At 58.4% G+C, this 22,311-nt stretch carries 22 protein-coding genes; all 22 read left to right on the top strand.

Translation table 11 applies throughout. The features are described from left to right. Window positions 1–11: 11 nt before the first annotated feature. Window positions 12–395, top strand: a complete 384-nt coding sequence (locus FLZ89_RS15040) for a sirohydrochlorin chelatase (protein WP_141264385.1) — start codon at window positions 12–14, stop codon at window positions 393–395. After that, a complete protein-coding gene (locus FLZ89_RS15035) occupies window positions 379–1,017 on the top strand; it encodes a precorrin-8X methylmutase (RefSeq protein WP_141305226.1) in 639 nt (212 codons plus the stop codon). The genes FLZ89_RS15040 and FLZ89_RS15035 overlap by 17 nt, the downstream gene beginning before the upstream one ends. Then, window positions 1,017–2,567 (top strand): cobyric acid synthase, encoded by a 1,551-nt coding sequence (locus tag FLZ89_RS15030; RefSeq protein WP_141305225.1) that lies wholly within the window; start codon window positions 1,017–1,019, stop codon window positions 2,565–2,567. Before FLZ89_RS15035 ends, FLZ89_RS15030 begins: the two co-directional genes overlap by 1 nt. Beyond that, window positions 2,557–3,519 (top strand): adenosylcobinamide-phosphate synthase CbiB, encoded by a 963-nt coding sequence (cbiB, locus tag FLZ89_RS15025; RefSeq protein ID WP_141305224.1) that lies wholly within the window; start codon window positions 2,557–2,559, stop codon window positions 3,517–3,519. The genes FLZ89_RS15030 and cbiB overlap by 11 nt, the downstream gene beginning before the upstream one ends. 14 nt (window positions 3,520–3,533) lie before the next feature. Further along, the gene (locus FLZ89_RS15020) at window positions 3,534–4,946 is read left to right on the top strand and encodes a cobyrinate a,c-diamide synthase (RefSeq protein WP_141305223.1); all 1,413 of its coding nucleotides are present in this window, start codon (window positions 3,534–3,536) and stop codon (window positions 4,944–4,946) included. Continuing rightward, window positions 4,934–5,995 (top strand): nicotinate-nucleotide--dimethylbenzimidazole phosphoribosyltransferase, encoded by a 1,062-nt coding sequence (gene cobT / locus FLZ89_RS15015; protein ID WP_141264390.1) that lies wholly within the window; start codon window positions 4,934–4,936, stop codon window positions 5,993–5,995. Before FLZ89_RS15020 ends, cobT begins: the two co-directional genes overlap by 13 nt. After that, on the top strand, window positions 5,992–6,759 hold the full coding sequence (cobS, locus tag FLZ89_RS15010) for an adenosylcobinamide-GDP ribazoletransferase (RefSeq protein ID WP_141305222.1): 768 nt from the start codon (window positions 5,992–5,994) through the stop codon (window positions 6,757–6,759). Before cobT ends, cobS begins: the two co-directional genes overlap by 4 nt. Before the next feature lie 13 nt (window positions 6,760–6,772). Then, entirely contained in the window at window positions 6,773–7,723 is a 951-nt protein-coding gene (locus FLZ89_RS15005) for a GHMP kinase (protein ID WP_141305351.1), read from the top strand. After that, entirely contained in the window at window positions 7,645–8,769 is a 1,125-nt protein-coding gene (cobD, locus tag FLZ89_RS15000; RefSeq protein ID WP_141264393.1) for a threonine-phosphate decarboxylase CobD, read from the top strand. The genes FLZ89_RS15005 and cobD overlap by 79 nt, the downstream gene beginning before the upstream one ends. Next, a complete protein-coding gene (gene cobC / locus FLZ89_RS14995) occupies window positions 8,770–9,414 on the top strand; it encodes an alpha-ribazole phosphatase (protein WP_141264394.1) in 645 nt (214 codons plus the stop codon). It abuts the gene before it with no gap. Between the two features lie 57 nt (window positions 9,415–9,471). Continuing rightward, the gene (locus tag FLZ89_RS14990; RefSeq protein ID WP_141264395.1) at window positions 9,472–9,699 is read left to right on the top strand and encodes a helix-turn-helix domain-containing protein; all 228 of its coding nucleotides are present in this window, start codon (window positions 9,472–9,474) and stop codon (window positions 9,697–9,699) included. 155 nt (window positions 9,700–9,854) lie between these two features. Continuing rightward, complete coding sequence (gene guaB / locus FLZ89_RS14985) at window positions 9,855–11,309, top strand: IMP dehydrogenase (protein ID WP_141264396.1); 1,455 nt, start codon at window positions 9,855–9,857, stop codon at window positions 11,307–11,309. Between the two features lie 34 nt (window positions 11,310–11,343). Further along, window positions 11,344–12,441 carry a DUF362 domain-containing protein gene (locus FLZ89_RS14980; RefSeq protein ID WP_141305221.1) on the top strand — a complete coding sequence of 366 codons (1,098 nt, stop codon included), beginning with the start codon at window positions 11,344–11,346 and terminating at the stop codon, window positions 12,439–12,441. 72 nt (window positions 12,442–12,513) lie between these two features. Then, the gene (locus FLZ89_RS14975; protein ID WP_141264398.1) at window positions 12,514–12,957 is read left to right on the top strand and encodes a PPC domain-containing DNA-binding protein; all 444 of its coding nucleotides are present in this window, start codon (window positions 12,514–12,516) and stop codon (window positions 12,955–12,957) included. A gap of 43 nt (window positions 12,958–13,000) precedes the next feature. Next, on the top strand, window positions 13,001–13,483 hold the full coding sequence (locus FLZ89_RS14970; RefSeq protein WP_141264399.1) for a bifunctional nuclease family protein: 483 nt from the start codon (window positions 13,001–13,003) through the stop codon (window positions 13,481–13,483). A gap of 106 nt (window positions 13,484–13,589) precedes the next feature. Next, entirely contained in the window at window positions 13,590–14,921 is a 1,332-nt protein-coding gene (miaB, locus tag FLZ89_RS14965; RefSeq protein ID WP_141264400.1) for a tRNA (N6-isopentenyl adenosine(37)-C2)-methylthiotransferase MiaB, read from the top strand. After that, on the top strand, window positions 14,914–17,508 hold the full coding sequence (mutS, locus tag FLZ89_RS14960) for a DNA mismatch repair protein MutS (RefSeq protein WP_141264401.1): 2,595 nt from the start codon (window positions 14,914–14,916) through the stop codon (window positions 17,506–17,508). The genes miaB and mutS overlap by 8 nt, the downstream gene beginning before the upstream one ends. Then, window positions 17,495–19,375: a DNA mismatch repair endonuclease MutL gene (gene mutL, locus FLZ89_RS14955; protein WP_172613654.1), complete on the top strand. Its 1,881-nt coding sequence runs from the start codon at window positions 17,495–17,497 to the stop codon at window positions 19,373–19,375. Before mutS ends, mutL begins: the two co-directional genes overlap by 14 nt. Before the next feature lie 56 nt (window positions 19,376–19,431). Beyond that, a complete protein-coding gene (gene miaA / locus FLZ89_RS14950; RefSeq protein WP_141305220.1) occupies window positions 19,432–20,397 on the top strand; it encodes a tRNA (adenosine(37)-N6)-dimethylallyltransferase MiaA in 966 nt (321 codons plus the stop codon). Between the two features lie 40 nt (window positions 20,398–20,437). Next, window positions 20,438–20,680, top strand: coding sequence for an RNA chaperone Hfq (hfq, locus tag FLZ89_RS14945; protein WP_141264404.1), 243 nt, complete (start codon window positions 20,438–20,440; stop codon window positions 20,678–20,680). A 121-nt stretch (window positions 20,681–20,801) separates the two neighbouring features. Beyond that, on the top strand, window positions 20,802–21,188 hold the full coding sequence (locus FLZ89_RS14940; protein WP_141264405.1) for a DUF1540 domain-containing protein: 387 nt from the start codon (window positions 20,802–20,804) through the stop codon (window positions 21,186–21,188). Window positions 21,189–21,294: 106 nt separating this feature from the next. Beyond that, the gene (locus FLZ89_RS14935; RefSeq protein ID WP_141265223.1) at window positions 21,295–22,284 is read left to right on the top strand and encodes an AAA family ATPase; all 990 of its coding nucleotides are present in this window, start codon (window positions 21,295–21,297) and stop codon (window positions 22,282–22,284) included. The last annotated feature ends 27 nt before the right edge of the window (window positions 22,285–22,311 follow it).

The following is a 22,311-nucleotide window of genomic DNA, read 5'->3' as shown; positions in this document are numbered from 1 at the left end:
AGAGGGTAACAATGGGCACAGGTATTATTTTGCTGGGCCACGGTAGCCGCATACCGGAGGCCAACGAGCACCTAAAACTCCTGGCGGCCCAGGTAAAGGAAATGCTGGGAGGGATGCGGGTACAGCCCTGCTATATGATGCGTACCCACCCGGATCTCATGGAAGGGATTACCATGCTGGTGGAAGAAGGCCTGCAGAAAATTATTGTGATACCAATGTTCTTTTGCAATGGCCTCCATGTCCAGCGGGACATTCCCGAGCTGCTGGAGGCGGCCCGGAAGCGTTTCCCGGACACTACCTTGATCTATGGCACCAACCTGGGCGCCGACCGCAGAATCGCCGAGGTTATTGTCGAGCGCATCCAGGAGGTGGCCCCCGGTGTCGTATCTGCATGATCCCCGGGCCATTGAGGCCCACAGCCGGGAGATCATAGCGGCCCGGGTGGGGGATCTCGGCCTGGGGCGCGGGGAAAGGGCTATTGTAACCAGGATCATCCATGCCACCGGGGACCTGGATTATGCCCGGCTGGTAGTCATTCACCCCCGGCTGGTTGAGACAGCGACGGCGGCCCTGCGCGGGGGGGCGGATATCATCACCGATATCGAAATGGTGCGCCAGGGGATCAGCAGCCCTTTACTTGCCCGGGGCGGCGGCCGGGTAATCTGTGCCATCCGGGAAAAGGAGGTCATCGAGGCAGCAGCAGCCAGGGGGGTGACCAGGGCCATGGCGGCCATGGAATACCTGGCACCCCGGATGGCGGGAGCCGTTGTGGCCATCGGCAATGCCCCCACGGCCCTTTTCCGCCTGCTGGAATTGATGGCCGCCGGCCGGGCGGCGCCGGCGGCCGTAATCGGCACGCCGGTGGGTTTCGTGGGAGCAGCGGAAGCCAAAGCGGCCCTGGAAACAGCCGGCATACCCTTTGTCACCGTCCGGGGTACCAGGGGCGGCAGCACGGTGGCGGTTGCCGCCGTCAATGCCCTGCTGCACCTGACCTGGGACGGGGAAGGTGACCATTAATGGCCCGGGCAGTTATGCTCCAGGGGACGAGTTCCAATGTCGGCAAGAGTGTCCTGGCGGCGGCCCTGTGCCGGATTTTTTACCGCGCCGGCTACCGGGTTGCTCCCTTTAAGTCCCAGAACATGGCCCTCAACTCCGGCGCTACCCCGGACGGTGGCGAAATGGGGCGCGCCCAGCTGGTGCAGGCTTATGCGGCCGGGGTGCAGCCGCGGGTGGAAATGAACCCGGTCCTGCTTAAACCTACGGCCCACGCTCGATCCCAGGTAATCCTCCTGGGACGGCCGGTGGGCAACCTGGGGGCCAGGGAGTACCACGGGAACTTTAACCAGGAGCTGTGGCGCCACGTCGAGGCGGCTTATGCCACCCTGGCCAGGGAATTTGAGGTTATCGTCATTGAAGGTGCCGGCAGCCCGGCGGAGGTTAATCTGAAAGCCCATGAAATCGCCAATATGCGGGTGGCCAAAATGGCCGGGGCACCGGTGCTCCTGGTGGCCGATATCGACCGCGGCGGCGCCCTGGCGGCCATTGTCGGGACCCTGGAGCTCCTGGACCCCGACGAGAGGGAGCTGGTGGCCGGGTTGATTATTAACAAATTCCGGGGCGATATGGATTTGCTGCAGCCGGCCCTGGATTTTCTGGAAAGAAAGACCGGCAAGCCTATCCTGGGAGTTATACCCTTCCTGGCCCACGGCCTGCCGGAAGAAGATTCCGTGGTCCTGGAAGGAACATCCGGCCGTCCCACCGCTCCCGGCGAGGTGGAAATAGCCGTAATCAAGCTCCCGTGTATTGCCAACTTTACTGACTTTGACGCCCTGGAACGGGAAGACGGCGTTAACCTGCGCTATGTAGAGGATAAAAGTGCCCTCGGGAAGCCGGATCTCATCATCCTGCCGGGCAGCAAAAACACCATCGGCGACCTTTTATGGCTGCGGCAGCGGGGCCTGGAGGAGGCCATCAAAGAACTGGCGGCACAGGGGACCCCGGTGGTGGGCATCTGCGGCGGCTACCAGATGCTGGGCCGGGAGATCGCCGACCCTGGCCATGTGGAGACTGACCACGACGGTATCGCCGGGCTTGGCCTCTTACCGGTGCGGACGGTATTTCAACCTACCAAGGCCACCAACCTGGTACAGGGACGGGTAACAGGTACGGGACCTTTCCTGGGGCCGCTGCACGGCCTGGAAGTAAAAGGATACGAGATTCATATGGGGGCCAGTTACCTGGTGGGAGGCCGGCCGGCCTTTAAAATTACCCGGCGCGGGAACAGCCCGGTCGACATTGACGACGGGGCGCAAAGTCCTGACGGGCTGGTCTGGGGTACCTATATCCACGGTATCTGGGACAACGATCCCTTCCGCCACCGGGTACTGGCCGCTTTAAGGGCCAGGCGCGGCCTGCCGGCCAGGGAAAGCGGCCTGGACTTTACCGCCGACCAGGAGCGCCGTTTTGACGCCCTGGCTGCCGTGGTGGCCAGGCACTTAGATCTGAAACGATTGGCGGCGATCATGGGTCTGGACCGGCCCCTGGCAGGTGACGGCCTTGGAGCCTAGCGTCCTTTTGCTGGTCCTGGCCCTGCTTCTGGACCTGGCGGTGGGGGATCCGCCCTGGCTCCTGCACCCGACCCAGGTCATGGGTGCGGGTATCAGCGCCCTGGAAAAACTTTTGTGGCGGCCAAATGCTTCTAAGGGTTACCTGTTAGTTACGGGCGGGGTGGTAGTCGTCGGCATCGTCGGCGCCAGCTGGGCCATCACCTGGGGCTTGCTGGCAGCAGCCGGACGGATTAATTACTGGGTGGAGGTATTGCTGGCCGCGTGGCTGCTGGCTACAACCATAGCTCCCCGTGGCCTGGCGACAGCGGCCGCGGGAGTTGCCCGCTCCCTGGCGGCAGGCGACCTGCTGCAGGCCCGCCGGCAGGTGGGCTACATTGTCGGCCGGGATACGGCCGGCCTCTCGGCAGGCGAAGTGGTCCGGGCGACGGTGGAAACCGTAGCCGAGAATACCAGCGACGGCGTTATCGCTCCCCTGTTCTATTTTTTCCTGGGCGGTGTGCCCCTGGCCATGGCCTACCGCGCCGTCAACACCCTGGATTCCATGCTGGGTTATAAAAACGACCGCTACCTTTTTTTCGGCCGGGCGGCGGCCCGGCTGGACGATGTGGCCAATTATCTTCCCGCCAGGCTAACGGGGATAGCCTTATGTGTGGCGGCCGCCCTGCTGGGTTATGGCCGGCGGGCCTGGACGATTATGCGGCGCGATGCCCGCCGGCACCCCAGCCCCAACAGCGGTTTTCCGGAGGCAGCGGTAGCCGGTGCCCTGGGGGTGCAGTTGGGCGGCCTCAACTACTACCAGGGGCGACCATCCCGGCGCCCCCTGATCGGCGAGGCCCGACAGGCGTTAAGGAAGGAGCATATCTCGCAGGCTGTCTGCCTCATGGCGGCGACCACGCTATTAGTATCCCTGGTCGGCGGGTTAATCCTGGGCCTTAAGGGGAACTGGTACTAAAAAGGAGCACCTGTATGAGCCACAAGCGGATTGTTATTGCCGGCACCCGCAGCGGGGTGGGCAAAACGAGCATCGCCACCGGTTTAATGGCCGCCCTGGCGGCCAGGGGCTTGAAAGTCCAGGGCTTTAAAGTCGGGCCTGACTACATCGATCCCGGCTACCATACCCTGGCCACCGGCAGGCCCTCCCGCAACCTGGACACCTTTTTAATGTCTCCGGCAAACGTCCTGGAGGCTTTTTCCCGGGCTGCCGCCGGGGCTGAGATAGCCATTATCGAAGGTGTCATGGGCCTCTATGACGGCCACAGGAGCAACGGCAGCGGCAGTACGGCGGCCGTCGCCCGCCTGCTGGCCGCCCCGGTCCTCCTGGTCGTGGACGCTACCTCCCTGGGCCAGAGTGCAGCCGCCGAAATCCTGGGTTACCGGGACTTTGATCCCGGGGTGCACCTGGTCGGGGTGATCCTCAACCGGGTCAGCAGCGAAAGCCACCTGCAGCTGCTCTGCCGGGCCATTGAAGAATATACCGGTATAAGGGTGGTGGGCTGGCTCAAAAAGGGAGCTTTACCGGCCCTGCCTTCCCGGCACCTGGGGCTGATCCCGGCTGGAGAGCAAAAGGGATTAAAAGGGGTTCTGCAGGAGCTGGCTGCTGCCGTGGCGGCCGGCATCAACCTGGAAGAGGTTGTTTCCCTGGCCGCAAAGGCCGGGCCCGCACCGGTCGGGGCGAGCCGGAGCTTTGCCGCGGCAGCCCTGCAGGCCGGCGGGCCGGTGCCGGTGGCCGTCGCCAGGGATGAGGCCTTCACCTTTTACTACCAGGATGCTCTGGATTATTTAACAGCCCTGGGAGCCGAGCTGATACCCTTCAGTCCCTTACACGATACCGCGCTGCCGGGGGAAGCCGCCGGGGTGATTATCGGCGGCGGTTTCCCGGAAATCTTCCTGGACCACCTGGCAGGCAACCAGCCTATGCTTACCGACCTGCGCCGGCGGGTAGCTGAAGGTATGCCGGTTTATGCTGAGTGCGGCGGCCTCATGTACTTGACCCGGGGGATAACCGACCTGGAGGGCCGCACCTGGAAGCTGGCCGGGATAGTGCCGGCGGACTGCCGGATGCAGGCCAAACTGGCCGGCCTGGGCTACCGGGAAGCCGTTTTATACCAGGATAACCTCCTGGGCAAGAAAGGCGATCCGGTCCGGGGACACGAGTTCCACTATTCGCTGCTGACCGGTATGGCCGCAGACTTCCCGCCTGCTTATACCTGGTACGCCCGGGGGAACCTGTACTACGAAGGTTACGCCACTCGTGGGCTGCTGGCTTCTTACCTGCATTTACATTTCCTGGGCAACCAGCAGGCCGCAGCCAATTTCCTGGCGGCATGCAGGAGATTTTTTAAAACCTACCGGAGGAGGAATGCTTCGTGCAATTATTAAACCAGACTCTGGCCGCCATCAAACCCCTGGATGAGGAGGCCATGGCCAGGGCCCAGGCCCACCTCGACGACCTCACCAAGCCGCCGGGAAGCCTGGGGACCCTGGAGGCAATTGCCCGGCAGCTGGCCGGGATTAAAGGAGAAGTGCCGCGGCGGTTATCCCGCAAGACCCATATCCTCATGGCCGGGGACCATGGGGTGGTAGCTGAGGGAGTCAGTGCTTTTCCCCAGGAAGTTACACCCCAGATGGTAATGAACTTTGTTAATGGCGGAGCGGCAATCAACGTTCTGGCCCGCCATGCCGGGGCGGAACTGGTTCTGGTGGATGTCGGGGTGGCTGCCGAACTGCCGGACCTCCCGGGTTTACTGAAAAGAAAAGTAGCCCCCGGTACGGCCAACCTGGCCCGGGGCCCGGCCATGACCAGGGAGCAGGCCATTGCCGCCCTGGAAGTCGGTATCGAGGTTGCCAATGAGAAAATTGCCGCCGGCAGCGATCTGCTGGGCATTGGTGAGATGGGCATCGGCAACACCACCCCCAGCACGGCCATCCTGGCCGCCTTCAGCGGCCTGCCGCTAGACAAAATTACCGGCCGGGGGACGGGGGTTGATGATCAACGCCTGCAGCTAAAAATTAATGCCATTCGCCGGGGGCTGGAAGTAAATCGCCCCAATCCCGAAGATCCCCTGGATGTCCTGGCCAAGGTAGGGGGATTGGAGATTGCCGGCATGGCCGGGGTTATCCTGGCCGGGGCAGCCGGCCGGGTACCGGTGCTTATCGACGGCTTTATTTCCGGAGCGGCAGCCTTGGTGGCCGCCCGCCTGGCACCGGGGGCCAAAGCATACATCCTGGCCTCCCATCTTTCCGAAGAACCCGGGCATGCAGCCGCCCTGGAACTGCTGGGCCTTAAGCCCATGCTCACCATGCAGATGCGCCTGGGCGAGGGTACCGGGGCCGCCCTGGGAATGACCCTGGTCGAGGCAGCCATTAAGATCTACCACGAGATGGCTACCTTCAGCCAGGCCGGCGTTTCAGGGGCGCTTGACAGTTGAAAGGCCAGCTCAATGCCTTCCTTGCCGCCCTCCAGTTTTTGACACGTATCCGTTTAAGCAGCGGGGATAATCCTCCGGAAGCCTGGCAAAGGAGCGTCGCCTATTTTCCCCTGGTAGGGCTGCTTTTAGGGTTAATCCTTGCCGGTGCCTGGCAGGCATTGAGCTACCTGGTCCCTGCTTCCGCCCGGGCCGGCCTGGTTCTGGCCCTGGCGGTTTTCTTAAGCGGCGGCCTGCACCTGGACGGCTTTATCGACAGCATGGACGGCCTTTTTTCCGGCCGGGAGCGGGAACGCATCCTGGCCATCATGAAAGACAGCCATGTGGGTGCCCACGGCGTAACGGCAGTCGTGACCCTGCTGGTATTAAAATACAGCCTTTTGGCGGCCCTGCCGCCCGGACATCTCTGGCTGGGCAGCCTGCCGCTATCGCCGTCGCTGGTGTTGATGCCTGTCTTGAGCCGCTGGGCCATGGTACCGGCCCTGACCTGTTTCCCTTATGCCCGCAAGGAAGGGCTGGGCACCCTTTTCCAGGCCGGCCGGGGCCGCCGCAGCCTGGTTACAGCCACCCTGATAACTGCCCTGCTGGGCTGGTTGATTATGGGACCTGCGGGTCTGGTTTACCTGCTGCTGGTGGCCCTGGTGTCCCTGGGCTGGTGCAACTGGATCCGGCGGCTCCTGGGGGGGCTGACCGGCGATACCTACGGTGCCCTGGCCGAAATAACCGAGGTCTTTATCCTGGCAGCGTATTTTTTCAGGCCGTGGTAAGGGGGTGGAAGCCATGCAGGGCGTAGCCCTGGCCCGTGGTGCCTGCGGCGAATTAGTGCAGGGGATGGTCGACGGTAAATACTTCCTCATTACCTGCCCGATAAATATCAGCGCCGAAGTGACTATAACTCTGGTCCCCGGGGGCCGCTTTCAGGGTCCTCCCGGCAAGAGTAAGGCTCTGGCGGCGGCACGCCTGACCATGGCCCGGCTGGGAGAAAAGCAGTGGGGCGCCCGGTTGACCATAAACAACCCCCTGCCGCCGGGCAAGGGGTTGGCCAGCAGTACAGCCGATGTGGCGGCGGCAGCCGCGGCTACAGCCAGGGCCCTGGGAGCCGAACTATCCCTGGAAGAGATTAAAAGGATCGCCTTGGCCATTGAACCGAGTGACGGTACCTTCCTACCGGGTATTGTCCTTTTTGATCACCTCCGGGGTGAATTCTGGGAGAGTTTAGGGGAACCGCCGCCCCTGGCCATTTTAATCGTCGATCTGGGCGGCACTGTTGATACCATCCTCTTTAACCAGCGCCGCGATCTTATGGCTTTAAACCGGGCCAAGGAAGGGGCTGTCCGCCGGGCGGTGGCCCTGGTGCGGGAAGGGCTGGCCTCCGGCCGGGTGGAATTAATCGCCCGGGGTGCTACTTTAAGCGCCCTGGCCAACCAGGAAATTCTCCATAAACCGGAACTGGAAACCCTGGTGGAGCTGGCTACCGGCCTGGGAGCCCTGGGGGTAAATGTAGCCCACAGCGGTACGGTGGCAGGTATCCTCTATCGACCTGGAGAAGTAGATAGCGATGAACTGGAAAGAAAAATCCGGGCAGTATTTCCCTATGTACATTTTATCCGGGCTACCATGACCGGTGGTGGAGTGGAGGCCAGGGATGAATTATGGCTTACGGGCAAAGAGGTAATGGCGGCAGGAAGCTGGGCAGGCCGGTTCACGGCGGCGACTGGCAGGGGGCGGTAGAAAAATACGGCTGGCAGCCGGAAGAAATACTGGACTTCAGTGCTAATATCAACCCCCTGGGGCCGCCCGCAAGGGTCCTCGAAACCTTGCAGCAGAACCTGCCGGCCATCCGGCGCTACCCTGATCCCCGCTGCCGGCAGTTAAAAAAGGCCCTGGCTGATTATCTGCAGGTAGAACCGGCCGCCGTTATTGCCGCCAATGGAGCTACGGAATTGATCTATCTCATCTGCCAGACTTTAAAGCCGCGCCGCGTCCTTATCCCCGAGCCGACCTTCAGCGAATATCGCCGCGCCGCTGTAACTGCCGGCGCCGAAGTGGTGACGCTGGAGCTCAACCCTGCCTCTTCCTTTGCCCTGGATATAGACCGCTGGCGGGAAAAGCTGGAAAGAATAGATCTCGCCTTTTTATGCAATCCCAACAACCCCACTGGCCAGCTCCTGGAGAAAGCGGTTTTGAAAGAAATTGTGGAACTCTGCCGGCGGCGCGGCGTTTTTCTTGTTGTCGATGAATCCTTCCTCGATTTCCTCCCCAACTGGCCGGAACTTTCCCTGGGCAGCCGGGCGGCTGCCAGGGAAGGTTTATTTACCCTGCGCTCCCTGACAAAAATTTTTGCCCTGCCGGGGCTGCGCCTGGGCTGCGGGGTGACCCATCCGGAGCTGGCGGCCAGGCTGGAAGCGCGGCGGGACCCCTGGAGCGTTAATATCCTGGCCCAGATGGCCGGGGTTGCGGCCCTAGCCGACGGCGAGTATTTGAAGGCGACCCGGGAATTAATAAGGCGGGAAAAAGAATATCTTTATCATGGGCTGGCGGGGCTGGCAGGATTCCGGCCCTATCATCCCGAAGTTAATTTTATCCTGACGGATATTTCCGCCAGCGGCCTGACGGTTCCAGAGCTGGCAGCGCAGCTGGTGCGAGAACGCATCTTAATTCGCGACTGTTCTTCTTTTCCCGGCCTGGGGCCCGCCTATTTTCGTGTGGCCGTACTTGACCGGGGAGCCAACCAGAAGCTCTTGCGCGCTTTAAAGAGAGCAGTGGAGGAGAGTTAATTGGAAGGTACAAGGGTTTACTTGGTCCGCCATGGTGAAACGGAGTGGAACAACGCGGGGCGCTACCAGGGGCATTCGGATGTAGCTTTGAGCCCGAGAGGCCGGCAGCAGGCGGAATTGCTGCGCGAACGTTTTCGCCATGTTTCCCTGGACGGTGTTTACAGCAGCGATCTCAGCCGGGCCCGGGAAACGGCGGCCACCATCGCCGCCCCCCACGGCCTGGAAGTTAATACAGTTACGGGCTTAAGGGAAATAAACTTTGGCGCCTGGGAAGGCCTGACCTACCAGGAGATAGTGGCGGGCTTCCCCTGCGAGTGGGAAGCATGGCGGCGGGATCCTGCTAATAAGATTGTCCCCGGCGGTGAAAGTTTCCGGCAGGTCATGGAGCGCGCATGGCGAGCCTTTAACGGGATCGTCCGGCAGGAAAAGGGGCGCAATATCCTGCTCGTCGCCCACGGCGGCAGTCTCAGGGCCCTTATCTGCGCCATCCTGGGGCTGGATTTAACTGCTGTCTGGCGCTTTCGCCTGGACAACACCGGGGTGAGTATTGTCGATTGTTATGACGATAAGCATATCCTGGTGCTATTAAATGATACTCACCACCTGGAAACCATGGGCGGGCCCGACGGCAGCGGTATTTTATAATCAATCCAGGGTAAAAGGATACCCTTTAAGGCAAACTACCTCCAGGAGGTGTTTGCCGTGGATCCTACCTTCAAGCCCGCGCGAGTGCCCTGGAGCACCCGGCCCGGCTTAAAAGAAATGGCAGCTGAGGTCGGGGTGGATTTTGACCGCTTCCTGGCCGGACTGGCTGCCAACCGCTCCGATACCGAACTGGCAGCCGAATTTGGGGTGGATTGTCAGGTTATTTTTCGCCTGCGGGACCATTTTGAACGTTACGGGCTTCATTCCATCATGGGGCAGGATTAGCCGGGTTTCCCGGCTATTTTTTTTTCCTCTGGGAGCTGATATCAGGTATAATTAGGAACAACCCTGATCAGCTTGGACAGGACAGGCGGCTGGTACTGGCTACCTTGTTTATGGTATAATTAAACAATAATTTGGTCCTGTAAGGGGGCTTGAACTTGTCAACGGATAAGATTATTGGTGAAGGGTTGACTTTTGATGATGTCCTGCTGGTACCGGGTGAATCGGAAGTCCTGCCGCGGGAAGTGGACATCAGCTCCAATTTCACCCGCCATATTCGCCTCAATACTCCCCTGGTAAGTGCCGCCATGGACACTGTAACCGAAGCCAGGATGGCCATCAGTATGGCCCGGGAAGGCGGTATCGGGGTTATCCATAAGAACATGTCCATTGAGCGCCAGGCAAAAGAAGTTGACCGGGTTAAACGCTCCGAACACGGGGTCATTACCGACCCCATTTCCCTGACGCCTGACCACAAGGTACGGGATGCCGTGGCCTTAATGGAGCATTATCACATTTCCGGGGTACCCATTACGGTTAACGGCAAGCTGGTGGGTATCATCACCAACCGGGATATCCGCTTCGAGGAGAATTATGACCGGCCCATCAGGGAAGTCATGACCAAAGAAAACCTGGTAACCGCTCCGGTGGGTACTACTCTAAGCGAGGCCATGGCTATCTTACGCCGCTACAAGATCGAAAAGCTGCCCCTGGTCGATGACAATTACAACCTGAAAGGATTAATTACTATCAAGGATATCGAGAAGACGCGCAAATATCCCTTGGCCTCCAAGGATGAGAGGGGGCGCCTGAGGGTAGCGGCGGCTGTGGGAACAGGGGCCGATACTATGGCCAGGGTAGAAGCCCTGGTAGGGTCCGGGGTAGACGCCATCGTCGTTGACACGGCCCACGGTCAAGCCCGGAGTGTGCTGGAAACCGTCCGCCGCATTAAGGCCGCCTTTCCGGCAGTAGAACTAATAGCCGGTAATGTGGCTACAGCCGAGGGGACCCGGGCCCTGTGCGAGGCGGGCGCCGACGCCGTCAAAGTGGGCGTTGGTCCCGGTTCCATTTGTACCACGCGGGTCATTGCCGGTATCGGCGTGCCCCAGATCACGGCCATTATCGAATGTGCCCGGGCGGCAGCTCCCTTTGGCGTACCGGTGATTGCCGACGGGGGGATAAAATATTCCGGCGATGTTACCAAGGCCCTTGCCGCCGGGGCCAGTACGGTTATGATCGGTAGCCTGCTGGCCGGGACGGAGGAAAGCCCCGGGGAAATTGAAATCTTCCAGGGCCGCAGCTTTAAGAGCTACCGCGGTATGGGTTCCCTGGCGGCCATGAAGGAGGGCAGCAAAGACCGCTATTTCCAGGAGGAAGCGGAGAAGCTGGTGCCGGAAGGCATTGAAGGCCGGGTTCCCTATAAAGGCCCCGTGGCGGAAACCATTTTCCAGCTGGTCGGGGGCCTGAGGGCCGGTATGGGTTACTGCGGTGCCCGAAGTATCGCCGAGCTGCAGGCTAAAGGTCGCTTTATCCGTATTACTCCGGCGGGCTTGAGGGAAAGTCATCCCCACGACGTCATGATTACCAAGGAGGCTCCCAACTACCGGATTTAAGGCCTGGGCATAACTTGGAGAGGAGTGGAAGCAAATGGCGGCAGAAGTATTCTGGGCCGATATGCGGACAGAAAAAGGGAAGAATCTGGTGGATAAAGTGGCAACTTTATGGCGTAAAGCCGGCTTTCAAAAGGCCATCGCCCCGGAAGATCTGGTTGCCATCAAGATCCACTTTGGCGAAAGGGGGAATCTGGCCTATATTAACCCGGTCTTCGCCCGCCAGGTGGTAGAACTGGTTAAAACCGGCCGGGGTAAGCCCTTCCTTACGGATTCTAATACTCTCTATGTCGGTTCCCGTTCCAACGCCGTCGACCATTTACAGACGGCCATTGAAAACGGTTTTGCCTATGCTGTGGCCGGTGCTCCCTTGATCATTGCCGACGGCTTGAAAGGCAAGGATTATTTTGAGGTGCCGGTTAACGGCAAGCACTTCCAGCAGGTTAAAATCAGCAGTGCCATTTACCATGCCGACAGCCTGGTGGTCATGAGCCACTTTAAAGGCCATGAATTGACGAGTTTCGGCGGGACCATTAAAAACCTGGGCATGGGGTGCGGCAGCCCGAGCGGCAAGCAGATGATGCACAGTGATGTTCTCCCCGAGGTCCGGGAAGAAAAATGTATCGGTTGTGGAAAATGCCGGCGCTGGTGCCCGGCAGGAGCCATTACCGTAAATGGGAAGGCCAGCATCAATGCCGAGCTGTGCATCGGCTGCGGCGAGTGTACCGTCACTTGCCCGGTAAGGGCCATTAAAGCCAGCTTCAAGAGCGATCCGGTGGTGCTGCAGGAAAAGATTGTGGAATTTGCCCGGGGAGCCCTCAAAGATAAAGAGAACAAATGCGTTTTCTTTAACTTCGTGACTCACGTTGCTCCTGAATGCGATTGTAATTCCTGGAATGATGCCGCCATTATCCCCGATGTCGGCATCCTGGCTTCCTGGGACCCGGTGGCCCTGGACCAGGCCAGTTTTGACCTGGCCAATGCCCAGCCCGCCCTGCCGGGAACGCGCCTGGACGGCCACGAGGGAGGCAAAGATAAATTCCTGGCCCTCAGTGGGTATGACGGGACCCCCCTCTTAAAATATGCTGAGGAGATGGGCCTGGGAACACGAGAATATAACCTGGTTAAAATCTGAAAAGTATAGTTGGCAATGGGGCCTTTAACTTAAAAAGACATCGACACCTTTTTAGCAGGAGGATTGGAAAAAATGGCGAACTTATATGTTAAGAAGCTGGAAGGCAAGCCCGGCCGGCAGCTGGCCTACCGCCTGGCTTACGGCTGCGATCTCCTGGAAGCCCTGCAGGGCATTGTTGAGGAAGAGGATGTGCGTTTCGGGTCCATTAACTTTTTGGGTAGTGTACTAAAGGCCAGAGTAGGATACTTTTTAGTAGAGGAAAAGCGTTTTATAACCCTGGAATGGGATCAGCTTATGGAAATTTTAAGCGGCTTGGGTAATGTTTCCTTGAAAGATGGCAAACCCTTTGTCCATGCCCACTTGACTTTCCTCGACCGCGAGGGAAAAGTTTACGGCGGGCATCTACTGCCGGGGACCATTGTCTACGCCGGGGAGGTTTTCATCGAAGAAATTGAACTCCCGGCACCGCCGGAGCGAGTCTATGACCCGGTAACCGGATTAAATCTGTGGGAATAGAATGGATGGGGTTTATTAGATTTGCTTAGTGGGGGTGGGGATAATGCTCATACCGGTGAAGGTAAAACAGATAGTCCTTGATCAGACCTTGAGTCCGGTAGTGTTGCTGAGTGACCAGGAGGAAACTCAGGTTCTGCCCATCTGGGTGGGGCCCTTTGAAGCCCAGGCTATTGCCCTGGCCATGCAGGGTATCCTGACACCGCGCCCCCTGACCCACGACCTGTTACGCTCCCTATGTGAGAACCTGGGAGTGGAGGTCAAAAAGGTCCTGGTCCAGGATATCCGCGACGGTACCTATTATGCTGAACTTTACCTCCGCCAGGGGGATAAAGAGATAGTAGTTGATGCCCGGCCAAGTGATGCCATTGCCCTGGCCCTCAGGACCAACGCACCCCTCTATATCACGGAAAAAGTAGCCGCCTATACCTTAAATATCGAGGACCTGGTCAGTGCCGACCAGGTTGAGGAATTACAGCAAATGCTCCAGGATAATAAACCCGAGGATGATAAAAAGCACCTGCATTAACAGGTTTTCCATCCCGGCCGGGTATAAGGCCGGGATTATTTGTAGCCCGGACTACGAAAATGTATAATAGAAAGAGCTACACTCTATATTTCCGGAGGGTTCAGGTTTGGCGGGTCAAGGGAAAACCTTTAAGATTATCACCTACGGTTGCCAGATGAATCAAAGGGACAGCGAAATGATGGCCGACCTCCTCCAGGCAGCGGGTTATGAGCCGGTGGCTGATGAGGCAGATGCCGGCGTCATTATCCTTGATACCTGCTGCGTGCGGGAAAAGGCTGAGAATAAAGTTTACGGTAAACTGGGCCAGATAGAAAGGCTGAAAAGCGCCAACCCGGACCTGGTAATTGCCGTGGCTGGTTGTATGGTGCAGCAGCCTGGGGTCGCCGAGAAGATTCGCCAGCAGGCACCTTATGTCGACTTGCTCCTGGGAACCCATAATCTGACTGACTTGCCCCGGTTGATTGAGGAAGTTAAAGAAATGCACCAGCCTCGCATAGCTGTCCAGGAAGAAGGCCCGGTGGTAGAAGAGCTCCCCCGGCGCCGGGCCCGCGGCGCCCAGGCCTTTGTAACCATTACCTATGGCTGCAATAATTTTTGTACCTACTGCATTGTGCCCTATGTCCGCGGTCGGGAGAGGAGCCGCCGGCCGGAAGATATCTTAAAAGAAATCAAAGACCTGGTTGACCAGGGGGTTATTGAGGTAACCCTGCTGGGCCAGAACGTCAATTCCTACGGGCGTGATTTGGAGGAGGAAATTACTTTTGCCGGCCTGTTAACCATGGTCAACGCCGTTGAAGGTTTAAAACGCATTCGCTATGTCACTTCCCACCCCCGGGATTTTACTCCCCATCTGGTGGAAACCATCAGCCGCCTGGATAAGGTGTGCGAGCACGTACACCTGCCTGTTCAGGCCGGCAGCAACCGCATCCTGGAACTCATGCACCGGGGCTATACGCGGGAGCATTACCTGGAGCTGGTCGCTTCTCTCCGCCGGCATATTCCGGGAATCAGCCTGACTACCGACCTTATTGTCGGTTTTCCCGGCGAAACGGAAGATGATTTCAGGGAGACCCTGGACCTGGTGGCCAGGGTGCAGTTTGACAATGCCTTTACCTTCATGTATTCGCCGCGTAAAGGCACGGTGGCGGCAACCCTGCCCGGGCAACTGCCCCGGGAAGTAAAGAAAGAGCGCTTGAAGCGTTTAATGGAGCTCCAGAACCAGATTAGCCTTAAGAAAAACGAAGCCCTGGTGGGGCAGGAAGTAGAGGTGCTGGTGGAAGGGCCGAGTAAAACTGATGCTTCCCAATTAAGCGGGCGCACCCGGACCAACAAGCTGGTTATCTTCCCCGGCGATCGCAACTTAACCGGCAAGCTGGTCAATGTCCGGCTAACCCGGGCCCAGACATGGTTATTAAAAGGGGAAATCAGCCGTGCCTAAAGGACAGGCCCTGACTCCCATGATGGAACAATACCGCCAGATTAAATCCCAGTATCCTGATAGCATTCTCTTTTTCCGCCTGGGTGATTTCTATGAGATGTTTTACGAGGATGCCGAAGTGGTATCCCGGGAACTGGACCTGGTGTTGACCTCCCGGGGCGGCAAGGAAGCGGCCCCTATGTGCGGGGTTCCCTATCACGCTGCCGATAGCTATTTAGCCCGCCTCATAGCTAAAGGCTATAAAGTAGCCATCTGTGAACAAATGGAAGATCCCCGCCAGGCCAAAGGCCTGGTCCGGCGGGAGGTTATCCGCGTAGTTACGCCGGGGACGATAATTGATGAAAAAGCCCTGCCGGCCAAGGGCAACAATTACCTGGCGGCCGTTGTGGGTGAAGGCGGCAGCTTCGGTCTGGCCTGGGCCGATGCTTCCACCGGGGAATTTCAATTTACCCTCTGCCCGGGCCTGGAAGAACTCCTTGACGAACTGGTACGCCTGATGCCGGCGGAGTATTTACTGCCCCCTGAACTGGCTGCCGATTCCTCCTTTTGCCGGCGCCTGCAGCTCTATACCAGAGGTGTAATTACCAGCTGGGCCCCGGCGGCCGGCCCGGCAGATGCCCGGCAGGCCCTCGGCGAGCACTTTGGTAAGGAGAAATTGAGTCAGATGGAATTACCGCCGGCAGCCGCCCTGGCCGCAGCCATGGTTCTTTCCTTTCTGAAAGCTACCCAGCATAGCTCCCTGGCCCACCTGGACGCCCCGACCCCGGCAGCTGCCACCAGCCGGATGGTCCTCGACCAGGCCACCCGGCGCAACCTGGAACTGGTAGCCTGCGGCCGGGAGGAAAAGCGAGAGGGTTCTTTACTGTGGGTTCTGGATAAAACGGTCACCGCCATGGGCGCCCGCACCCTCAGGCGCTGGCTGGACCAGCCCCTGCTGGATGTCAAGGCTATTAAGGCCCGCCAGGAAGCCGTAGCGGAGCTGGTGGACGGTTTTATTTTGCGTCAGGAGTTAAGGGAAGCCCTGCAGGCGGTGCGGGATCTGGAGCGCCTGGCCGGCCGGGTAGCTTATGGTACGGCCGGCGGGCGGGACCTCCAGTCCTTGAGGGGATCCCTGGCGGTGGTGCCGGAAGTTATGGAGCTGCTGGCAGGTGTCCGGGCCGGCCTTCTGCTTGCCATCAGGGAACAGATGGACCCCTTGACGGAACTGGTGGACCTCCTTGGCCGGGCCATTGTTGATGACCCGCCCCTTAGCATCCATGAGGGAGGGATAATCCGGCCCGGTTACAACGCTGAGGTTGATCGCTTGCGCCAGGCGGCAGAGCACGGTCGCGAATGGATAGCCGCCCTCGAAGCTGAAGAAAGGGAACGGACGGGGATCAAGTCGCTGAAGGTAGGCTATAACCGGGTTTTTGGTTATTACATAGAGGTTACCCGGCCGAATCTACCCCAGGTACCGCCCGATTATGAGCGCAAGCAGACCCTGGCCAACGCTGAGCGCTTTGTTACCCGTCGCCTCCAGGAACTGGAGCGCCAGGTCCTGGGAGCGGAAGAGAGACTGGTCCAGCTGGAGTATGAGCTTTTTCAGGCCCTCCGGGATGAAGTGCTGCAAGTCCTGCCCCGCATCCAGCGTACGGCCCGCGCCCTGGGGGTACTGGATGCTCTCCTTTCCCTGGCTACGGTGGCCGTCGATCACAATTATACCTGTCCCCAGGTAGATACCGGCATGGTTATCCAGATCGAGCAGGGGCGGCACCCGGTCGTGGAGCTGGTAGAAACCCACGGCAGTTTCGTACCCAACGACACCTACCTGGACCAGGAACAAAGGGTGCATATTATTACCGGGCCCAATATGGCGGGCAAATCCACCTATATCCGCCAGGTGGCTTTAATCGTCCTCCTGGCCCAGATCGGCAGCTTTGTGCCGGCCCGCAGGGCAAGGATCGGGGTGGTAGACAGGATCTTTACGAGGGTAGGCGCCGCCGATGACCTCTTTGCCGGCCAGAGCACCTTTATGGTCGAGATGCAGGAAGTGGCCAACATCCTGCGTCATGCTACCCGGAGGAGCCTGGTCATCCTGGATGAAGTAGGAAGGGGGACAAGCACCGCCGACGGGTTAAGTATTGCCAGGGCGGTGACGGAGTATTTACATGATGTTGTCGGCGCCCGCACCCTCTTTGCCACCCACTATCACGAACTGGTAACCCTGGCCGGCCAGCTGGCCGGAGTAAAGAATTATTGCGTAGCCGTACGGGAGGAAGGGGAAGATATAACTTTCCTGCGCACCATTGTTCCCGGCAGTACCGATAAAAGCTATGGTATCCATGTGGCCCGCCTGGCCGGTTTACCGGCTGCGGTGCTCAAGCGTGCCCAGGAGCTTTTAGAACACCAGCCGGGCGGTGAAAGCCGGGCTGCCGTTATACCAGCAAAGAAAGTATCCCTGACCAGTATTGAAAAACAGGTTTTACAGGAGCTGGCGAGTTTCGCCCTGATGGCCGCCACGCCCCTGGAAGCCATGGAACAGATTTTCCGCTGGCAGCGGCAGCTTCACCAGCAGGGGACGGAAATAGTAAAAATTGGCAGGGGATGATCCTTTGACAGGTGAGCTTTGTCCCAGGATAGCCATTCTGGATGCCGAGACGGCCAATCAGATCGCCGCCGGGGAAGTAGTCGAAAGGCCGGCCTCGGTGGTAAAAGAGCTGGTGGAAAATTCTTTAGATGCCGCTGCCCGGCATATTGCCATCGAAGTTAAAGGGGGCGGCCTCACCCTGATCCGTGTCCGGGATGACGGCTGGGGGATTAACCCTGAAGATGCCCCCTTGGCCTTTGCCCGCCATGCTACCAGCAAGATTCGCCGGGCCAATGACCTGTGGGGGATTACCACCCTGGGCTTCCGGGGGGAAGCTTTACCCAGTATTGCGGCTGTAGCCCGGGTAGAAATGGATACCAGACCTCCAGGAGAGACTGCCGGCGTCAGGGTAAGGATAGCCGGCGGCGGGGAGCCGGAGATTACCGCCATCGGCTGCCCTCCCGGTACCACGGTTACGGTGACCGATTTATTTTATAATACTCCGGCACGGCGGCAGTACTTAAAGAAACCGGCAAGCGAGGCCCGCGCCGTCGTTGCTGCTGTAGAAAGGCTGGCCCTGGCCCACCCGGAAGTAGCCTTCAATCTCCACCTGGAGGGCAAGCGCCTGCTGTCTACCCCGGGCAACAGCGATTTACAGGCGGTGGTGGCGGCCATTTACGGCCTGGAAACAGGCCGGGAATTACTACCCCTGGCCGGCGAAGGCGAGGGCTGGACGCTGAAGGGTTTCATATCACCCCCCTGGCTGCACCGGGCCGGCCGCAGCCAGCAGGTGTTAACAGTCAACGGCCGCTATATTTTTAACCGCCTCCTCACCCGCGCTGTGGAGGAGTGTTACCAGGCCGTTATTCCCAGCGGCCGCCATCCCCTTTTTATCCTGCAGCTGACCATCGATCCCCGCCTGGTGGATGTCAATGTTCACCCGGCCAAACTGGAGGTCCGCTTTCAGCAGGAATACGAGCTGGCCCGGCAGATAGCCGCCCTGGTAAACAGGGCCCTGCATACTCCCCGGGCCGTCGCGCCGGCAACTACTGCCGCCGCGCCGGTAACCACTGGACGGCTGGAGGGAAGGAAGACGGCCGCGCCGGGGGCCCTCCAGCAAGATTTTGCTTTCCAGCGAAAGGAAGTACAGGCCCGTTTTTGGGGAGAATATATATTAAAGGAAAGGCCTGCGGATGAGGAAAATAGGGCAGAAAAGGTTGGAGAAGTTCGGGCGGTAAAACCTGATAAGGAAATTGATACCCGGAGCGACTTACAAACAGAACCGGTGGATGCGAACAGCCAGGTCCTGCCGCCTTTAAGGGCCATAGGCCAGCTACTTAATACCTACATCCTGGCTGAAGGCATGGATGGCCTTTATATCATTGACCAGCATGCGGCCCATGAGCGCTGTCGCTTTGAAAGCCTGCAACAACGAGTTAACTCTGGCAGTTGGCCGGCGCAGATGCTGGAGCCCCCCCTGACCCTGCACCTCGCCCCGGCCATGACGGTAAAACTTGTCGAGCAAATTGTCACCTTACGGGAGCTGGGGTTTATAGTTGAAACCTTCGGCGCCAATTCCTTTTTGCTGCGCTCGGTGCCGTCAGGTGTGCCGCCGGGTAAAGAAAGGGAAGTCCTGGAAGATTTTCTGGCTGACGAAAATTTGCCGGCAGAAGAAAGGCTTTTAAAAATCTTGTCCTGCCACGGAGCAATTAAAGCAGGAGACACTCTGAGTGGGGTCGAGATGCAGAAGCTTTTAGACGAACTGCAGAAAATTAGCCGGCCTTATACCTGCCCCCACGGCCGGCCGGCTGTAGTCCGCCTGGACCGGTCCACCCTTGCCCGTTATTTTCACCGGCCTCAGGGCGCAGCGGCCTTGAGGATGCCATAAGGAGGGGGCGGTGATTAGGGATAAAGGTTAGGCTGGCAAGGAGGAGAACGTAGCGATTGACTGCCAAGAAGCCCCTGGCGGCCATCGTCGGGCCCACGGCTACCGGTAAGTCGGCCATCGCCCTGCACGTAGCTACCAGGCTGCAGGCGGAAATAATCTCCGTCGATTCCGCCCAGGTTTACCGGGGTATGGATATAGGCACCGCCAAACTGCCGCCGGCAGAACGGGTGGGTCCCGGCGGTGTGCCTATACCCCATCATTTGATCGACATTGTGGATCCGGACGAGCCCTTTAGCGTGGCCGATTTTCAAAAACTTGCCCGGGAAACCATAGCGTCCATCCTTCAACGGGGACGCGTGCCCCTGCTGGTCGGGGGGACGGGCCTTTATTACCAGGCCGTAGTCGACCCCTACCTTTTTACTCCCATGCCCGGGGATAAAAAAATCAGACAATATCTGGAAGAACAGGCGCGAAGCCGCGGTAATGAATACCTTTATGAAGAGTTAAAAAGAGTTGACCCGGAAGCAGCACGGCGGATTCACCTTCATGACCGGCGCCGGCTGGTCAGGGCTTTGGAGGTTTATATCATGACGGGAAAGCCCATTTCGGCGGCTTTAGAGTGGCGGCGACGGCAAGAAACGCCATACCACCTGGCGGCGGTGGCTCTCACCATGCCCCGGCCGCAACTTTACCGCCGCATAGAAGCCCGGATCGATGCCATGATTGCCCAGGGACTGGTAGAGGAAGTACGGGGTTTACTGGCCAGGTATGATCACCGCCTGCCGGCTCTCCAGGCCGTGGGCTATAAGGAAATTGGCGCCTACGTCCGCGGTGAAATGGAACTGGAGGAGGCCGTCGCCCTTTTGAAACGCAATACCCGGCGCCTGGCCAAAAGGCAGCTGACATGGTTCAAGCGGGATACACGCCTGCGCTGGTGGGAAGTAGAACCCGGAAGACAGGAGGAAATAGCGGCAGAGATTGCTAATTATATTGCAGGATACCTTGATATTGATGTAGAATAGGGTTATACTAAACAAAAAATACCAACCTGGAGGGTAAAAGATGAATAAAACAGGGAACCTGCAGGACTTGTTTTTAAATGTGCTGCGCAGGGACAATACCCCCGTCACTATTTACCTGGTTAACGGCTTTCAACTGAAAGGGATAGTACGGGGCTTTGACAATTTTACCGTGGTCCTGGATTCCGACGGCAAGCAGCAGATGATCTACAAGCATGCCATTTCCACAATCACGCCTTTCCGGCCGGTTAACCTCATGGCCGAGAGCAAGGCTGAAGCCAAATAGGTATATACTTACCACCCCGGAACTCCCCGGCCCGAACCGGGGAGTTTTTCTTTGGTTTAGCCAGGAGAGGGGTATAATCTGCGGTTCCAGGTTAAAAAATAGGACCAGGGAGGAATCTCATATGCCAGGACCCAAGGTAAAGTGCAAAGTAAATACCTGCAACCACTGGATGAACGGCGACTTATGTTCGGCGGGAAATATAGATATTATGCATGAAGAAGAGGGTAAGATGGCCCAGAATCCCGAACAGACCCAGTGCAAGACCTTTTACGCCCGCCGGGGGTTGGCCAACCTGCTGGGCTCCCTGGATAATTTCAACTGGAGTGGCTTCTTGAGCAATACCTTCCTGCCCGGGGGAGAACTTTATCCCTCTGTTACCTGTATCGTCAATACCTGTACTTACTGGGCGGAGGGAAACCACTGTAAGGCCGAAAAGATTGATGTGGTCGGCGTTAATGCCGACGAAAGCCAGGATACCAACTGTTTTACCTTTAAGCGCAAAAGTTGACCAGGAAAGAAGTGGCAGGGCCGGTTCTCCCGGCCTTTTTTCTTGCCCGACCCGGTGGTGCGTATAAATAAAATAAAGAGAGAGCAGGGGAGGGCGGGTGAAAAAATTGCAGGTTAAATTTGGCACAGGTAACCCCAAAGGAAGCAGCAGGTCCCTGATTCGCCCCCTCCAGCGCGACCGGGGGAGCGGGGGAAATGAATTAAACAGCCGGCGGCGGGTGGATGCTGTTATGGCCGAGCTGGAAAAGATGATCGGCCTGGAGAACGTTAAAGGTTTGATCAAGGAACTTAGAGCCTTTATTGAGATTCAACGCCGGCGCCAGCGGGAAGGCCTGGTGAGCAGCACCAATACCCTGCACATGATTTTTAAAGGCAACCCGGGTACGGGGAAAAGCACCGTCGCCAGGTTCATGGGGAAGTTATTCAAAGAACTCGGCGTATTGACCCAGGGGCACCTGATTGAAGTAGAACGGGCGGATCTGGTGGGGGAGTATATCGGCCACACGGCCCACAAAGCCCGGGAACAGCTTAAGAAGGCCATTGGCGGCATACTATTTATTGATGAGGCTTATTCCCTGGCCCGGGGCGGGGAGAAGGATTTCGGTCGCGAAGCCATTGACGTTCTGGTCAAGGGGATGGAGGATTACCGCGACAATATGGTTCTTATCCTGGCTGGTTATAAAGATGAAATGGACTATTTCCTGGAGACAAATCCGGGGCTGCGCTCGCGTTTCCCTATCCAGCTGGAATTTCCCGATTATACCGTGCCGGAATTGATGGCCATTGCCCAGTTAATGCTGGCGGAAAAACAATATATGCTTACGCCGGCGGCTGCCGGGGAACTGGAAAGAATTTTACGCCGGGAAGTCCTTTTCGGCCACCCCTATAACGGCAATGCCCGCATGGTGCGCAATATTATCGAAAGGGCCATGCGCCGCCAGGCCCTGCGGCTGGTAAACAAGAAAACCCTCACCCGGCAGGAATTAATGAGTATTGAAAAGGAAGACCTGCTGCGGCCGGCGCCGCCGGTCGGGATAAAGGAAGGTGAAAGCGACTTTGCCGGGGGACCACCGATCTGTTATAATAACTCCCGGTAGTTTGAGGTACGGGGGTTAAGAAAAAGA

The organism is Moorella sp. E306M (assembly GCF_006538385.1).
Classification (GTDB): domain Bacteria; phylum Bacillota; class DSM-521; order Neomoorellales; family Neomoorellaceae; genus Neomoorella.
The sequence above is the reverse complement of the archived record's forward strand: the minus strand, read 5'-3'. Positions and strand labels throughout refer to the sequence as shown.

Coding starts and splice junctions, on each gene's coding strand:
- FLZ89_RS15040 (WP_141264385.1), top strand. CDS start 12: ATGGGCACAGGTATTATTTTGCTGGGCCACGGTAGCCGCATACCGGAG.
- FLZ89_RS15030 (WP_141305225.1), top strand. CDS start 1,017: ATGGCCCGGGCAGTTATGCTCCAGGGGACGAGTTCCAATGTCGGCAAG.
- FLZ89_RS15020 (WP_141305223.1), top strand. CDS start 3,534: ATGAGCCACAAGCGGATTGTTATTGCCGGCACCCGCAGCGGGGTGGGC.
- FLZ89_RS15005 (WP_141305351.1), top strand. CDS start 6,773: ATGCAGGGCGTAGCCCTGGCCCGTGGTGCCTGCGGCGAATTAGTGCAG.
- cobD (WP_141264393.1), top strand. CDS start 7,645: ATGGCTTACGGGCAAAGAGGTAATGGCGGCAGGAAGCTGGGCAGGCCG.
- FLZ89_RS14980 (WP_141305221.1), top strand. CDS start 11,344: ATGGCGGCAGAAGTATTCTGGGCCGATATGCGGACAGAAAAAGGGAAG.
- FLZ89_RS14975 (WP_141264398.1), top strand. CDS start 12,514: ATGGCGAACTTATATGTTAAGAAGCTGGAAGGCAAGCCCGGCCGGCAG.
- FLZ89_RS14970 (WP_141264399.1), top strand. CDS start 13,001: ATGCTCATACCGGTGAAGGTAAAACAGATAGTCCTTGATCAGACCTTG.
- hfq (WP_141264404.1), top strand. CDS start 20,438: ATGAATAAAACAGGGAACCTGCAGGACTTGTTTTTAAATGTGCTGCGC.
- FLZ89_RS14940 (WP_141264405.1), top strand. CDS start 20,802: ATGCCAGGACCCAAGGTAAAGTGCAAAGTAAATACCTGCAACCACTGG.